Source organism: Actinoallomurus spadix (genome assembly GCF_024055725.1).
Lineage (GTDB): Bacteria > Actinomycetota > Actinomycetes > Streptosporangiales > Streptosporangiaceae > Actinoallomurus > Actinoallomurus spadix.
In genome coordinates, this window is record NZ_JAMXMX010000004.1 from 383,916 (window position 1) to 399,327 (window position 15,412).

The following is a 15,412-nucleotide window of genomic DNA, read 5'->3' on the forward strand; positions in this document are numbered from 1 at the left end:
TCGTGCCGCTGCCCGGCGGCGGTCAGTCAACTCCGGCAGTCGGCGCGGGAGCCGGGTGACGTCCCGCCGGCACGGCGTTTCCTGGGAGAACTCCGTACGGCGATGAGACGGCCACCATCCGCGCTGTGGCGGGCGGCGAAGAAGCCGTCGAGAAGAGGGCCTTGCGAAATCCGCGGCGGGAAGCTTAATTTACCGCCAGCTTCGCACCGAAATATCCGGCGGGTCCCGGAATAGGGTCCCGCTCACCTTTTGTGACCCCCGATGGGGAGGTGTGGATGCCCGGACAGTCGGCCGACGATTCGAAAGACCATCACGACCCGTCCACACGGAGCTTCACCGGACGAGCGGTCGACCACGGCGGGTTCCGCCCGGTCTCCGCGTTGATCGAAGAGCAGGCCCACCGGCATCCCGAACGCCCGGCCGTGTCGTGCGGCGGGCGCACGCTCACCTACCGCCGGCTCGGCGAGCTGGTGGAGGGCCTCACGGCCACTCTGGCCGAACGCGGGGTGCGCAGGGGCGACGTCGTCCCGGTCCTGCTGGTCAACAGCCTCGAGCTGCCGATCACGTACCTGGCGCTGATGCGACTCGGCGCGGCGTTCGTGCCGCTGGACCCGGCGTGGCCGCGCGAGCGGATCCGCGACACGTTCGGCGTGCTGCCCCGGACGCCCGTGCCGTGTGCCACGGCGGACGCGCTCCCGGAGGAGCACCGCGACCGCGCGGTCGTCGTCGACGTCGACAGGATCGCGCCCGCGGAGCCGCCCGAACTCGCGGAGCCGGGCCCCGGCGACCTGGTCTACGGCTTCTTCACCTCCGGGACGACGGGCACGCCCAAGTGCGCGATGAACCGGCACGAGGGGCTGACCAACCGGCTGCGCGCCATGGCGCGGTACTTCGGCGTGACCGGCGCGGACGTCGTCCTGCAGAACAGCAAGCACACCTTCGATTCCTCGCTCTGGCAGCTGTTCCTGCCGCTGATCACGGGCGGGCACGCCGTGCTGCAGGTCCAGGGCGAGTTCCTCGACCTGCGGCGCACGATCGACACGATCGCGGAGTACCGCGTGACCGCCACCGACTTCGTCTCCAGCATCTTCAACGCGCTGGCGGCGGAGGTGGACCGGGACGGGGAGTCCCTGCGCCGCCTCGCGTCGCTGCGGTGGCTGATCGTGGGCAGCGAGCCGCTCAACCCCGGCGCGGTGCACCGGATGATGGCCCAGCTCCCGGGCCTGACCGTGACCAACGGCTACGGGCCCACCGAGGCCAGCATTGGGATGGTCTTCCACACCGTCTCCCCCGAGGACGGCGACCTCGTGCCGCTGGGCCGCCCGATCGACAACTGCTACGCGGTGGTCGTGGACGACGCGTTCCGGCCGGTGCCGCCCGGGACCGTCGGCGAGATCGTCATCGGCGGCGCCTGCCTGGGCGCCGGCTACCTGGGCGCGCCGGCGGCCACCGCGCAGGCGTTCGTCCGCAACCCGTTCCCGCGGATCCCCGGCGACCGGCTCTACCGCACCGGCGACCTCGGCCACCTCGACGACGAGGGGCTGCTGTACTTCTCCGGGCGCAAGGACTTCCAGGTCAAGATCGGCGGCGTCCGGATCGAGCTCGGCGAGATCGCGGTGGCGGCCGAGAAGTGTCCCGGGGTACGGCAGGCGGAGGTCCTGGTCGCCGAGCAGGCGGGCACGCGGTCGCTCGCGCTGTTCGCCTCCGGCACGGGCCTGACCGTCGACGCGCTGCGGGACGGGCTGCGCCGCACACTGCCCCGGATCAGCGTGCCCCGGTACTACTTCCTGCTGCCGGAGATCCCGCTGAACGACAACGGCAAGGCCGACCGGAGACGGCTCCAGGCCATCCTCGTCGCCCGGCTCGCCGAGGACGCGGCGCGGCTGGCCGAGGGCCCGCCCGCGGCGACACCGGCCGAGCAGGTGCTGCGGGCGCTCCGCTCGGTGCTCGGCCGGCCGGACCTGACCCCGGGCGCGCACTTCATGGAGGCGGGCGGGGACTCGCTCCAGGCGCTGTCGCTGGTCCGCATGCTGACCGCCGAGTGCGGCGTCCCGGTGGAGGTCCAGGACCTGTACGAGCATCCGACCGCCGCGGGGCTGACCGCGCTCATCGAGGCCCGGCGGCGCGGCGGAGCCGTGATCGAGGCGGAATCGGTGCTCATGGCGCGCGACGCGGCCGTGCCGGACGGCGAGCCGATCCGGGCCGCCGACCGCGCAGGAAGGCTGCGGACCGTGCTGGTGACCGGGGCGACCGGGTTCGTCGGCAGCCGCCTCGTCCACGAGCTGCTGGCCCGTACGGACCTGCGGGTGCTCTGCCTGACCCGCGCCGGCGGCGACTTCGGCGCGACGGCGCGGGTGGTCGGCGCGCTCGCCGAACGCGGCCTGTGGGAGCCGCGGTTCGCCGACCGGATCGAGGGCTACGCGGGCGACCTGGCCCGGCCCGGCCTCGGCCTGCCCCCCCGGACGTGGGAGCATCTGGCCCGCACCTGCGACCTGGTGCTGCACAACGGCGCGATGGTCAACTTCCTGTTCGACTACCGCGCGCACCGCCACGCGAACGTCCGCGGCACGGTGGAGCTGCTGCGGCTGGCGATGGCGCACCGGCCCGTGCCGCTGCACCACGTCTCGACGCTGGCGACGCTGCAGACCGAGGCGCTCCACCACGACGGGCCGCTCCCCGAGGACTTCGGCCCGTTCCTCGCGCGGATGCCCGAGGGCGGGTACGCCCGCTCCAAGCTGGTCGCCGAACGGCACCTGGCCGCGGCGCGGGAGCGCGGCGCGCTGGTCACCGTGCTGCGGCTGGGCGAGGTGATGCCGAGCGAGGACAACGCGTACCCGAACACCTCGGCGCTCACCCACCTGCTGCTCGCCGCGTTCCCGCGCCTCGGCGTGCGGCCCGACGCCGCGATCCTGTCGGACTACACGCCGGTCGACCACGTCGCGGCGCGGGTGGTGGCCGCGGTCCGCGACCGGGACGCCTGGGGCCGTACGTTCGACGTCTTCCACCCCGAGAGCGTCGACTTCGGCGCGGTGATGGAGCCGCTCCCGGTGGTCCCCTGCGGCGACTTCCTCGCCCGCGTACGGGAGGCCGCGCTCGCCACCGGCGACCGGGAGCTGACCGCCCTCGCCTCCCTCCTGCCCGGGCGGCCCGACGCGGACGAGCGGACGCTGAAGGACGCCTTCGCGGCCATGCTCACCGACAACCCCCGGCTGTTCCGCAAGGACGAGTGCCGGCGCCTCGAGGAGCGCCGGGGGCTCACCGACGGGCGGCTCGACGGCGCGATCGACGCGTACCGGGCCCGCCTCGTCCGTGGGGAGACACCGGAGCCCCGGGACGCGCCGGCGGCGCGACGCCAGGTCTCCACCGGCTGACGACAGGACGGGAAGGCGAGCCAATGCGCTATCGCACGATGGGAAGACTCGGCTGGCAGGTCAGCGAGGTCGGTTACGGGATGTGGGGCATCGGCGGCGGCCCCGGCAACTTCACCGGCTGGGACTACGACCTCGCGCCGCGCTGCCTCGACGAGGCCGTCGAGCTGGGCTGCACCTTCTTCGACACCGCCTGGGTGTACGGGCGCGGCATCAGCGAGCAGATGCTCGGCGCGCTGCTCAAGCGCCACCCCGACCGGCGGCTGTACGTCGCGACGAAGATCCCGCCGAAGAACCGCGAGTGGCCGCCCGGCGCCGGCGACACGCTCGACGACGCCTATCCGGCCGAGCACATGCGGGAGTACACCTACCGCAGCCTGGACAACCTCGGGGTCTCCCGGATCGACCTCCTGCAGTTCCACACGTGGGAGGACCGCTGGGCCGGCGACGAGCGCTGGCAGGAGACCGTCGCCGACCTCAAACGGGAGGGCGTCGTCGACGCGGTCGGCATCAGCGTCAACCGCTGGGAGCCGGCGAACTGCCTCGCCGCGCTCGACACCGGCCTCATCGACGTGATCCAGGTGATCTACAACATCTTCGACCAGGCACCCGAGGACGAGCTGTTCGAACGGGCGCTGCGGGACGGCATCGGGATCATCGCGCGGGTGCCGTTCGACGAGGGAACGCTCACCGGCACGCTGACCGCCGACAGCACCTGGCCGGAGGAGGACTGGCGCGCCACCTACTTCTGCGACGAGAACCTCAAGCCGAGCGTCGAACGCGCCGAGCGCCTGAAGGAGATCCTCCCCGAGGGCATGTCGCTGCCCGAGCTGGCACTGCGGTTCATCCTGCACCATCCCGCGGTGAGCACGGTGATCCCCGGCATGCGCAGGCCCGCGCACGTCCGCGCGAACCTCGCGGTGAGCGACGGGCGGCCGCTCGACGACGCCCTGCTGCGGGAGCTGCGGAACCACCGGTGGGACCGCGTCCCGACGTGGTGGTCGATGTGAGCGCCGGTGTGATCGTGATGTGGGCGCACTCGCGCTCGGCCTCGACGGCGTTCCTCCGCATGATGATCGAGCGCGGTGACGTCGCCGTCCTGCACGAGCCCTTCCTCGCCCTGACCGAGGAGGGCGAGGTCACGGTGCCGGCGGCGGACGGCGGCCGGGCGACCGCCCGGTCACCGGAGGAGCTCCTCACCCGGCTCACCGACCTCGGCCGGACCCGGCCCGTCTTCGTCAAGGAGGTCGTCGACTACGACTACGGCCTCTCCCGCGAGCGTCTCGCCGCGCTGACGCACACCTTCATCGTCCGCGACCCGAAGCAGACGATCAGCTCGCACTACGCGGTGAAGCCCGCGGTGACCTGCGCGGAGATCGGCTACGAGCGGCTGTACGGCCTGTTCGAGGCCGTACGGTCCGCCACCGGCCGCGTGCCGCTCGTCATCCGCGCGGAACACCTCGTACGCGACCCGGAGACGGTGGTGAAGACGTTCTGCGCCTACACCGGGCTGCCGTTCCTCCCCGAGGCGCTCGCCTGGGACGCCGGCGAACGGCCCGAGTGGCGGCGGACCCGTGAGTGGCACGTCGACGCGAGCCACAGCACCGGCTTCACCGACCGCCGGAAGACCTATCCGGTCACGGTCGACAACGACACCACCCTCAAGTCCTACTACGACCACCACCTGCCGTTCTACGAGCGACTCGTCCAGCACGCGTTCTGAGCAGGAGCAGGCATGACGACAGAGACAGTGCCGGCGCAGGCCACCACCCCCGGTCCGCTGCGGCAGTCCCCCGGGCGGTTGTTCGCGGCGGCCTTCGCGGCCGACCCCGGGCGCGCCGAAGTGCGGTTCGACTACACCATCACCGAGGCGCACGAGCCAACGAAGGACCGGCCGCGGCTGACCGTCCGCAACCTGCTCAGGGTGCGCCCGGTCGACGTGGACGTCGTACGGTTCTGGACCGAGACGCGCCCGGACCCCCAGGACGCGGGAGCGGTGCTCGACGCCGAGGTGCGCCGGGAGTCGGCGTTCCGGTTCGGCATGGCCGAGGCGGGCGTCCACCCGATCCGGGCCTGGGTGCAGATCCCCGAGGGGCTCGCCGGCGACCCGGACGCACTCGCCGAGTTCCTCGACTACCGGCTGCTCGTGCGCCTGGCGACCGCGGAGAACCAGGCGCTGACGAACGGGCCGTACGGCCTGATCAACCACCCCGACATCGCCCGGATCGCCTACCGCGACTACGTCACCGGGGTCCTGACGGCCTGCGACGAGATCGAGCAGACCGGCGCCACCCCGCACGCGATGATCGTCAACCCGAACGACTTCTACCACCGCCTGCTCGGCCGGGACGGGCTGCTGGCGGAGCTGGCCACGAGCAACGGCATGAAGATCAGCCGGAACCGGTGGGTGCCCCCGGGCACGGCCCTGGTCGGTGACATCTCGGTCGGCGCCCGGCTCCTCGACGCCCGCCGCTCCGTGATCCGCGTGGCGGAACCGCCGCCGGGGACCTTCGCGCGGCCGGGCGTCGCCGTCTGCGCCGAGGTCTACGAGGGCCTCGCCGTGCTCCTCCCCGCGCTGTTCTACCTCGTGGTCCCCGAGGGCGCCGCCGCATGAGACCGGGTTTCTACCGCCCGTACGCCGCGATGTTCGGCGGGATCTTCTGCTGCCTGCTCGGCGTCGGGGCGTCGCTCGCCACCCTGCCCTTCTACGTGCTGCGGGAGCTGCACGGCGACAAGGTCGAGGTGGGCGTCGTGACCGCGACGATCGCCGTCGCCGCGGTCGTCACCCGGCCCATCGCGGGGCGGCTCGGCGACCGCCACGGCTATAAAGTCGTCATGCTGGCCGGCGCGGCGATCTGCGTCCTCGCCGGCGCGGGCTACTACGCCGCCCGTGACGTCCCGGTCCTGGTCGCCGTCCGGGTCCTGCACGGCATCGGTGAAGGCACCGTCTACACCTCCGGCGCGGCCTGGCTGGTGCGCCTGTGCCCGCCCGAGCGGCGCGGCCGGGTCGTCGGGCTGTACGGCATCTCGATGTGGCTGGGGATCACCCTCGGCGCGCTGTTCGGCACGGTGGCGATGCGGGAGAGCGGGTTCCCCGCCGTCTGGGGCCTGTGCGTCGCGGTCGGCGCGCTCGGGTTCCTCGTCGTGTCCCTCCGGGAACGCCCGGAGCAGGCCGCGACCACGGCGACGGCCCGCGCCGCCATCCTGCCGGCCAGCACGGTGCTGCCGGGCATCGCGCTGTCACTGGCCGCCCTCGGCTACGCGGCGCTGTCCTCGTTCGTCGCGCTGCACATGGCGGCGCGCGGCGTCTCCGACGGGATCGCCGGGCTGAACGCCTACGGCGTGACGTACGTGGGCGTCCGCCTGGTCATCGGCAACCTGCCGGACCGGCTCGGCGCCCGGCAGGTGGCGTTCTGGTCGGCGGTCGTCGAGGCCGTCGGGCTGCTGATCGTCGCCGTCGCCACGAACCTGGTCACGGTGATCATCGGAGGGCTCGTGATGGGAGCGGGCCTGTCCCTGCTGTTCCCGGCGCTCGCCCTGCTCGTCATCAACCGTACGGAGCCGGCGCAGCAGGGCGCGGCGCTGGGCGGCTTCACCTCGTTCTGGGACGTCGGGCTGGCGGTGGGCGGCCCGTTCGCCGGCCTCATCGCGAGCGCGTCCGGCTACCCGGCCGTGTACTGGGTGATGATGGCCTGCGCGGTCGTGTCGGCGCTGCTGTCCTGGACGACGAACCCGCAGCGGAGGCCGGCGATGCAGGAGCCGTGACCCCGTTCCCGCCGCATTCCTGACGCGTTCTCCGCCGCACCGCCGCGGGCCGGCCGGCGCGCTCGCGGGCCGCAGTTCGCGGGCAATCCGCGAACTACCTGTGCGTTCCCTTGGGGTTCCCCGCCGTGAGACGGGGCATTGCGTGGTTGACCCCCTCGCATGTCCCGAAAACGGCACGGAACTCGAGGAGGGCACCGATGACAGAAGCGGCTCAGCGGACGCGTCAGCAGGAGCAGCGCGAGGAGCAACGGGAACGGTCCCAGCGTGGTCGGCGTGAGGAGCCGGCGGAGGGCACCGTCGGCATCGTCCTGGCGGGGGCCGGCGCGCGCGGCGCGTACGAGGCCGGGGTGATGTCGATCCTGCTGCCCGAACTCGACAACCGGGGCTACCGGCCGTCCGTCTACGTGGGCACCAGCGCCGGCGCCATCAACGCCGCGCTCTTCGCCTCCCTCGCGCATCTCGACGCCACCGAGGCCGCGGAGCGCGCGCTGGCGATGTGGCGGTCGGTGCGCCGGAGCATGGTCTTCAAGCCGGTCCTGCCGTCGCTGCCGTTCGCGGCGATGCGCTACCTGCTCAGGCTGGGCAACGTTCCCGTCCCGATGACCGGCGGCCTGCTGGACACCCGGCCGCTCGGCACGGCGCTGGCCGGCATGCTGAACTGGCGGGACCTGCACAAGAACCTGCGCACCGGGGCGGTGCAGGCCGTGGCCGTCGCCGCCACGGCGAGCCACACCGGGCGGACGCAGATCTTCCTGGAGAGCTCGAACATCCGCACCCCCGAGCCGGACCTGATCCGCGCGATCGACTACGTCGACGCACACCTGACGCCCGAGCACGTCATGGCCTCGGCCGCCATCCCGGTGCTGTTCCCCCCGGTGCGCATCAAGACCGAGGAGACCGACGGCTGGTACATCGACGGCGGCGTCCGGCTGAACGCGCCGATCGAGCCGGCGCTCGAGCTCGGCGTCGAACGCGTCGTCGTGATCGCCACCGACCCCGGCCGGCGGCTGAAGAGGCCGATCCGCGACCACGCGGGGATGCCGCCGACCGTTCAGGACACGTTCGCCCAGCTTCTCAACGGCGCGCTGGTGGACTACATGATGGAGGACCTGAACACGCTCCGCGACATCAACCAGCTCGTACGGGCCGGCGGCACGGGCGTCATCAGCCGGGGCTCCGGCCGTAAGTACCGCGTCGTCGACTCCCTCTTCGCCGGACCGGCTCCGGGCGACGTGGACGAGCTGGGACAGCTCGCCACCACCGTCCTGTCGACGGGCATGGCCGGGCTGCGCGCCCTCCAGCACCCCGAGCTGCGCCTGCTCAGCACGCTCATCGGGCCGACGATGAGCCGGGGCGAGCTGATGAGCTACCTGATGTTCGAGCAGGAGTTCATCGACCAGGCGATCGAGCTGGGCCGCCGTGACGCGCTGCGCGTCCTCGAGCCCGCCAAGGGCAAGGACGGCGACATCTGGAGCCTTTGCGACTAAGAACTCTTCGGATCACGTCCCGGAAGCAGCCCACCCGGTCGGCCGTGTGGGCTGCTTCCGCTTTTCCGGCCGCCGCTCCCCGGGGCGTCGTCCAGCACGGACAGCAGTTCGATGAGGCTGTGACGCTGGTCGGCGGACAGGGGCGCGAGCAGGTCCTCGCTCGCCTGCCGGCGGGCCTGCCGCATCTCCTCCCGTACGGCCAGTCCCGCGTCGGTGAGATGCAGCCGGATGGCGCGCCGGTTCGCCGGGTCGACCGCGCGCCGGACGAGGCCCGCCTGCTCCAGAGCGTCGATCACGGTCGTGACCGAGCGGGGGACGACGCCGAGCCGGTCAGCCAGCTCGGTCATCCGCAGCGGCTCGTCGCTGCGGGTGATCACGCGTAGCGCCCGCTCCTGGGCGGGCGTGAGCCCCAGAGGGGCGAGCCGGGCCAGCTGAGCCCGTCGCAGGCGCTTGGTCAGCCGCTGGAACAGGTCCGCGAGCTGCGCCGACGACTCCTCTTGATCCATACCGGCGAGCATACCGGTGCAAACTCACACTGAGTGCGACACAGTATGAGTGTTACTCTGTTATCGCCATTGCCGGTTGAATCGTGAGGCGCCGTTGAACTCCCACTCTCCCGAAGGCGATCGCCCCGCCCCTCCCCGCGTGCCCCTGCGGCGGGTCGTCCGCCTGTTCGCGCCGTACCGCTGGAGCCTGGCCTTCGTCGGCCTGCTCGTCGCCGCGTCATCGCTGGTGTCGCTGCTCAACCCGTTCCTGATCCGCGAGGTGATCGACGTCGCGCTGCCCCGGCAACGCGTGGGCCTGCTCACCGTGCTGGCCGCGGGCATGATCGTCGTCTCGATCGCCAACAGCTGCTTCAGCGTGTCGCAGACGTACGTGTCCACGAAGGTCGGGCAGCGGGTCATGCACGACCTGCGCACCGCCGTCTACGCCCACCTGCAGCGCATGTCGCTGGCCTTCTTCACCCGCACCCGCACCGGTGAGGTCCAGTCCCGCATCGCCAACGACATCGGCGGCATGCAGGCGACGGTGACCACCACCGCCACCACGCTGGTGTCGAACCTGACGACCGTCGTCGCCACGGTCATCGCGATGGCCGCGCTGGACTGGCGGCTGACGCTCGTGTCGCTGATCATGATGCCGGTCTTCGTGTGGGTCAGCCGCCGCGTCGGCCGGGAGCGCCGCCGCGTCACCCGGGCCCGCCAGGCGCAGCTCGCCACGCTGGCCTCGATCGTCCACGAGTCCCTGTCGGTCAGCGGGATCCTGCTCGGCCACACGATGGGCCGTTCCCGTACGCTCACCGACGCGTTCGCCGCCGAGTCGGCCACGCTGTCCGACCTGGAGGTCCGCGCGAACATGGCGGGCCGCTGGCGGCAGTCCGTCATCCAGATCGTCATGTCCTCGATGCCGGCGGTGATCTACTGGGCGACGGGCCTCACCGGCCGGAACGGCCACATGCTGATCTCCATCGGGACGCTCGTGGCCTTCACGACGCTGCAGCAGAGCCTGTTCCGCCCCACCGTGCAGCTCCTCCAGGTGGGCGTGGACCTGCAGTCCTCGCTCGAGCTGTTCGGCCGCATCTTCGAGTACCTCGATCTGCCCGTCGACGTCGCCGAGCCCCAGCGTCCCGCGCGCGTCGGCGGGATCCGCGGCGACGTACGGCTCCGCGCCGTCGGATTCCGGTACGCGGGCGCGGCGGACGACACCCTGCGCGACGTCGACCTGACCGTGCCCGCCGGGAGCAGCCTGGCGGTCGTCGGCGAGACCGGCTCGGGGAAGACGACCCTCAGCTACCTGATCCCCCGGCTGTACGACGTGACCTCGGGCAGCGTCACCATCGACGGCGTCGACGTCCGCGACCTGTCCTTCGACGACCTCTCCCGCGCCGTGGGCGTCGTCTCGCAGGAGACCTACCTCTTCCACGCCTCCGTCGCGGAGAACCTGCGGTTCGCCAAGCCGGACGCCACCGACGCCGAGCTGGTCGAGGCGGCGCGCGTCGCGCAGATCCACGAGCATATCGCCGCGCTGCCCGACGGTTACGACACCGTCGTCGGCGAACGCGGGTACCGGTTCTCCGGCGGGGAGAAGCAGCGCCTGGCGATCGCGCGGGCCGTGCTGCGCGACCCGCCGATCCTCGTGCTGGACGAGGCGACGAGCGCGCTCGACACGCGGACCGAGCGGGCCGTGCAGGAGGCGATCGACGCGCTGTCCGCCGGGCGCACCACGATCACCATCGCGCACCGGCTGTCCACCGTCCGCGGCGCCGACCAGATCGTCGTGCTCGACGACGGGCGCGTCGCCGAGCGGGGCACGCACGACGGGCTGCTGGCCCTCGGCGGCCGCTACGCCGCCCTCGTGCGCCGCGACGCCCGCCTGACCGCCGACCCCGGGGCGATCGAGGCCCGCTCGGCCTGAGCACCACCCGCCCGCGCCGGCGAGCCCGGTCAGGTCACGCGGTGGCGGCCACGGAGTCGTCGGTCGCCGTGGCCCGGCGCGGGTCCTGCCGCATCCCGGTCCACCGGTGGGCGGTCGGCAGTTCGAGCCCGAACTGATCAAGCGTGCGCGCGACGATGTGCTCGACGACGTCGGCGACGGTCGCCGGGTCGTTGTAGAAGGTGAGCACGGGCGGCAGGATCGTCGCGCCCATCCGGGACAGCGCCAGCAGGTTCTCCAGGTGGATCGTCGACAGCGGCGTCTCGCGGGCGAGCAGCACCAGCCGCCGGCGTTCCTTGAGCGTGACGTCCGCGGCCCGGCCGATCAGCCCGTCGGCGTAGCCGGTCCGGATGCCGGCGACGGTCTTCATGCTGCACGGTGCGACGATCATGCCGTCCGTGCGGAACGATCCGCTGGAGATCGCCGCGCCCTGGTCGTCCGGCGCGTAGCCGACGTCGGCCAGGTCGGTGACCTCGCGCACGGTGTACGGCGTCTCCTCCGCGATGGTGGCTCGCGCCCAGCGGCTCACCACCAGGTGGGTCTCCACGCCGAGATCACGCAGGGCGGCCAGGAGGCGCACGCCGATGATCGCGCCGGTGGCCCCCGTCATGGCGACGACGAGTCGCACGGCCACCTCCCGTTCAGGGCGTTCCGGTGTGCTCGCGGCGGGCGGGTGTGCTGACGCCGTCCCAGCGGTACCGGTCGGTGCGCTGCAGCCCGAGCAGCTGGAGCAGGCGCTCGACGAGCTCGTCCTGCAACTCGGCCAGCGTCTCCGGCACGTTGTAGTAGGTGGGGATCATCGGGTAGACGATGGCGCCCGCCTCGGTGACCGCGACCATGTTGCGCAGGTGGGCGAGGTGCAGCGGGGTCTCCCGCAGGCAGAGCACGAGCCTGCGGCGCTCCTTGAGGGTGACGTCGGCGGCGCGTTCGATCAGGTCGAGCGCCAGCCCGTGGGCGATCCGGCCGAGGACTCCGGCGGCACACGGGAGGATCACCATCGCGTCGGACGGGTAGCTCCCGCTGGTCACCGGGCCGGACAGATCGGCCGGATCCAGCATGCGCACCTTCGGCGACGCCGCGCCCAGCGCCTGAGCGACCGAGTCGGGGTCCTCCCGCGTGCCGAACTCCAGCGCCGCCAGTTTGCGGCCGTTGGCCGACACGAGGAGGTCGACGTGGGTGACCCGGTCATCCTCCTGGAGCGCGGCGAGCAGCCGCTTCGACGCGCCGACGCCGCCGGCGCCGGTCACCGCGACCGTGATCCTCCGGTCTTCCGGCATGAGGTCCGCTCCCCCGTGAGCGCAGCGATAAGCCTCCGAGGGAGGCCGACCTCGCAAGACTTCCCGCACGTGAGACGGCGAAAACCTGCCGCCCGCCGGGGCCCGGACCGTCGGAGCGCACGAAAATGGCCGACTCATGACAAAGCTCTTGACTCGCCCTGAATGCTGGCATAAGAACAGGCGACAACGTTGTCATCGCCCTGGCTCCCTCCGCGAAAGGGCAATCGAGGATGGCACTCCCCCGCCCGCGGGCGCTCCCGCCCGCGCTCCCCCGCCCCCTCCGTCTCCTCAGGTCCGCGCGCTCCCGCCCCCTGCGTGTTCTCACTCCCGCGCTCGTCCTGCTGGGCGCGCTGTCCCTCCCCGCCCCCGCGAGCGCCGCCGCGCTCGTCTCCGACCCCGCCTCCCTGGTCAACCCGCTCCTCGGCACGACCAACGGCGGCAACGACTTCCCCGGCGCCGACGTCCCGTTCGGCATGCTGCAGTGGAGTCCCGACACGTCCAGCCGCGCGCTGGGCGGTGGTTACTCCTACAACAGCTCCACGATCACCGGCTTCAGCCTGACCCACATGGCCGGACCGGGCTGCGGCGCGTACGGTGACGTGCCGATCATGCCGACGACCGGTGCGGTGAGCAGCCCGGGGTCGGCGAGTTCGGCGTACGCCCACGCGAACGAGTCGGCCTCCCCCGGGTACTACGGCGTGACGCTCGGCAACGGCGTCAAGACCGAGCTCACCACCACGACGCGCGGCGGCATCGGCCGCTTCACCTTCCCGTCCACCACACAGGCGAACCTGCTGTTCAAGCTGACCGGCAGCCAGAACGGCGACTCCGCGACGACCTGGCAGACCGTCGGGAACACCGAGGTCGCCGGCTCGGTGACCAGCGGCCGCTTCTGCGGCGCCGGCAACTCCTACACGCTGCACTTCTCGGTGGCGTTCGACCACCCGTTCAGCACCGGGACCTGGCTCGCGTCCGGCGTGCAGGCCGGCGCCCGGCGGCTGGCGCAGCGGTCGACCGCGAGCGCCACCCGCGCCGCCGTGTCGCCGCACGCGGCGGACCGGCCCGGACGGCCTCGCCTGCACGGCCCGGCGGCGAGCACGGCGGCGCCGCTGGCCGCTCCGAACGGCGGGTACCTGACGTTCGACACGACCGCGAACCGCGTGGTGACCGCGCGGGTCGGCATCTCGTTCACCTCCGACGCGAACGCGAAGGCCAACCGGGACGCCGAGGTGCCGAACTTCGACTTCGACGCCACCCGTACGGCGGCCCATAACGCCTGGAACGGCGTGCTGGGCAGGATCCAGACGGCGGGCGGCACCACCGCGCAGCAGCACGTCTTCTACACGTCCCTGTACCACGCGCTCCTCCACCCCAACGTGTTCAGCGACGCGAACGGCCAGTACATGGGCTTCGACAACGCCGTGCACACCGCCGCGTCCGGGCACGCGCAGTACGCCAACTACTCGGGCTGGGACATCTACCGCAGCCAGGCCCAGCTCCTCGGCATGATCGCTCCCGCGCAGGCGAGCGACGTGGCGCAGTCCGCCGTCAACGACTACGCGCAGGGCGGCCGGCTGCCCAAATGGGCGCAGGCCAACGGCGAGTCGTACGTCATGGTCGGCGACCCGGCGGCCCCGATCATCGCCGGCATCTACGCGTTCGGCGGCCGGGACTTCGACACGACCGCGGCGAAGAACGCGATGATCCATCAGGCGACGGCCGCGAACGACGACCGGCCCGGGCTGAACTACCTGTCGAGCATCGGCTACCTGCCGAGCGACGGGACGTACGGCTGCTGCAACTACTACGGGTCCGTCTCGACGACCCTGGAGTACGACACGGCCGACTTCGCGGTCGGGGCGTTCGCCGGCGCGCTCGGTGACACGGCGAACCAGAAGAAGTTCGTCGACCGCGCGCAGAACTGGAAGAACCTGCTGAACACCTCCAGCGGCTTCATGCAGCCACGTACGGCCAGCGGATCGTGGGCGGGCGGCTTCTCGCCGACGAGCGGCACCGAGATGGTCGAGGGCACGTCCTGGCAGTACACCGGGATGGTGCCGTTCAACGTCCGCGGCCTGGCGGACGCGAAGGGCGGCAACGCCGGGATGGTGGGCTACCTCGACCACGTGCTCGCGGCGTACGACGGCAGCGGCGGCGACCACGCCGACCTCGGCAACGAGCCGAGCGTCGAACTGCCCTGGGAGTACGACTACGTGGGCCGGCCGTGGCGCACCCAGGAGGTCATCCGGAACGTCCAGAACAAGCTGTGGCCGGACTCCCCCACCGGCTGGGGCGTCGGCAACGACGACCTCGGCACGATGAGCGCCTGGTACGTCTGGTCGGCGATGGGGATGTTCCCCGAGACGCCGGGCACCGCCGACCTGGCCCTGGGCAGCCCGCTGTTCACCCAGGTCGTCATCACCCTCAGCACCGGCAACAAGCTGACCGTCAACGCGCCGCAGGCCGCGACCGACGCGCCGTACGTGCAGAGCGCGACCTGGAACGGCAGTGGCTGGAACAACGCCTACCTGCCCGCCTCGGCGGTGACGGCCGGCGGCACGCTGGCCGTCACGCTCGGCACGACGGCGAACACGTCCTGGGCGACCGCCGCCTCGTCGGCGCCCCCGTCGTACCCGGGAAGCGGCGGTACGACGACCCGCACCGGCCCGATCACCTCGGGCATCGCCGGCAAGTGCGTGGACGTCGCGAACAGCTCCGCCGCGAACGGCGCGCACGTCCAGCTCTACACCTGCAACAACACCAACGCGCAGAAGTGGACCGTGCAGGGGGACGGCACCCTGACGGCCTTCGGTAAGTGCATGGACGTCGACCAGAGCGGCACCGCCGACGGCACGAAGGTCCAGCTGTACGACTGCAACTCCACCGGCGCGCAGCAATGGACCTACGACGCAACGACCAAGGCGCTCGTCAACCCGCAGTCCGGCAAGTGCCTCGACGACCCGAACAGCACCACCACGGACGGCACCCAGCTGCAGATCTACACCTGCAACAAGACCGCCGCCCAGCAGTGGACACTGCCGGGCTGACGCGCCGGGCGGCGGTCTTGTTGCAGGTGTAGATC

General features: G+C 72.1%; 11 protein-coding genes. 8 read left to right on the forward strand and 3 right to left on the reverse strand.

Annotated features, from left to right (window positions below):
* Positions 1–275 precede the first annotated feature (275 nt).
* The 6 genes from NE235_RS07775 (at position 276) to NE235_RS07800 (ending at position 8,620) form a co-directional block, all read left to right on the forward strand.
* Entirely contained in the window at positions 276–3,371 is a 3,096-nt protein-coding gene (locus NE235_RS07775; RefSeq protein ID WP_252800272.1) for a non-ribosomal peptide synthetase, read from the forward strand.
* 23 nt (positions 3,372–3,394) lie between these two features.
* On the forward strand, positions 3,395–4,378 hold the full coding sequence (locus NE235_RS07780; RefSeq protein WP_252800273.1) for an aldo/keto reductase: 984 nt from the start codon (positions 3,395–3,397) through the stop codon (positions 4,376–4,378).
* Positions 4,375–5,091 (forward strand): sulfotransferase-like domain-containing protein, encoded by a 717-nt coding sequence (locus NE235_RS07785; RefSeq protein ID WP_252800274.1) that lies wholly within the window; start codon positions 4,375–4,377, stop codon positions 5,089–5,091. The genes NE235_RS07780 and NE235_RS07785 overlap by 4 nt, the downstream gene beginning before the upstream one ends.
* Before the next feature lie 12 nt (positions 5,092–5,103).
* A complete protein-coding gene (locus NE235_RS07790) occupies positions 5,104–5,982 on the forward strand; it encodes a family 3 encapsulin nanocompartment shell protein (protein ID WP_252800275.1) in 879 nt (292 codons plus the stop codon).
* Positions 5,979–7,133 (forward strand): MFS transporter, encoded by a 1,155-nt coding sequence (locus NE235_RS07795; RefSeq protein ID WP_252800276.1) that lies wholly within the window; start codon positions 5,979–5,981, stop codon positions 7,131–7,133. Before NE235_RS07790 ends, NE235_RS07795 begins: the two co-directional genes overlap by 4 nt.
* A 197-nt stretch (positions 7,134–7,330) precedes the next feature.
* Positions 7,331–8,620 carry a patatin-like phospholipase family protein gene (locus tag NE235_RS07800; RefSeq protein WP_252800277.1) on the forward strand — a complete coding sequence of 430 codons (1,290 nt, stop codon included), beginning with the start codon at positions 7,331–7,333 and terminating at the stop codon, positions 8,618–8,620.
* Here the strand turns inward: NE235_RS07800 and NE235_RS07805 are convergent.
* Positions 8,617–9,126 carry a MarR family winged helix-turn-helix transcriptional regulator gene (locus NE235_RS07805; protein WP_252800278.1) on the reverse strand — a complete coding sequence of 170 codons (510 nt, stop codon included), beginning with the start codon at positions 9,124–9,126 and terminating at the stop codon, positions 8,617–8,619. The genes NE235_RS07800 and NE235_RS07805 overlap by 4 nt on opposite strands.
* 139 nt (positions 9,127–9,265) lie before the next feature.
* On the opposite strand from NE235_RS07805, the gene NE235_RS07810 reads away from it, so the two are divergent.
* The gene (locus NE235_RS07810; protein WP_308206037.1) at positions 9,266–11,035 is read left to right on the forward strand and encodes an ABC transporter ATP-binding protein; all 1,770 of its coding nucleotides are present in this window, start codon (positions 9,266–9,268) and stop codon (positions 11,033–11,035) included.
* Positions 11,036–11,069: 34 nt separating this feature from the next.
* Here NE235_RS07810 and NE235_RS07815 read toward each other — a convergent pair whose 3' ends face one another.
* Positions 11,070–11,681, reverse strand: coding sequence for a UbiX family flavin prenyltransferase (locus tag NE235_RS07815; protein ID WP_252800280.1), 612 nt, complete (start codon positions 11,679–11,681; stop codon positions 11,070–11,072).
* 13 nt (positions 11,682–11,694) lie between these two features.
* On the reverse strand, positions 11,695–12,330 hold the full coding sequence (locus NE235_RS07820) for a UbiX family flavin prenyltransferase (RefSeq protein WP_252800281.1): 636 nt from the start codon (positions 12,328–12,330) through the stop codon (positions 11,695–11,697).
* Between the two features lie 230 nt (positions 12,331–12,560).
* Here NE235_RS07820 and NE235_RS07825 point away from each other — a divergent pair, with 230 nt between their 5' ends.
* On the forward strand, positions 12,561–15,377 hold the full coding sequence (locus tag NE235_RS07825) for a lectin (protein WP_252800282.1): 2,817 nt from the start codon (positions 12,561–12,563) through the stop codon (positions 15,375–15,377).
* The last annotated feature ends 35 nt before the right edge of the window (positions 15,378–15,412 follow it).

Coding starts and splice junctions, on each gene's coding strand:
- NE235_RS07805 (WP_252800278.1), bottom strand. CDS start 9,126: ATGGATCAAGAGGAGTCGTCGGCGCAGCTCGCGGACCTGTTCCAGCGG.
- NE235_RS07790 (WP_252800275.1), top strand. CDS start 5,104: ATGACGACAGAGACAGTGCCGGCGCAGGCCACCACCCCCGGTCCGCTG.
- NE235_RS07825 (WP_252800282.1), top strand. CDS start 12,561: ATGGCACTCCCCCGCCCGCGGGCGCTCCCGCCCGCGCTCCCCCGCCCC.
- NE235_RS07775 (WP_252800272.1), top strand. CDS start 276: ATGCCCGGACAGTCGGCCGACGATTCGAAAGACCATCACGACCCGTCC.
- NE235_RS07795 (WP_252800276.1), top strand. CDS start 5,979: ATGAGACCGGGTTTCTACCGCCCGTACGCCGCGATGTTCGGCGGGATC.
- NE235_RS07820 (WP_252800281.1), bottom strand. CDS start 12,330: ATGCCGGAAGACCGGAGGATCACGGTCGCGGTGACCGGCGCCGGCGGC.
- NE235_RS07780 (WP_252800273.1), top strand. CDS start 3,395: ATGCGCTATCGCACGATGGGAAGACTCGGCTGGCAGGTCAGCGAGGTC.
- NE235_RS07800 (WP_252800277.1), top strand. CDS start 7,331: ATGACAGAAGCGGCTCAGCGGACGCGTCAGCAGGAGCAGCGCGAGGAG.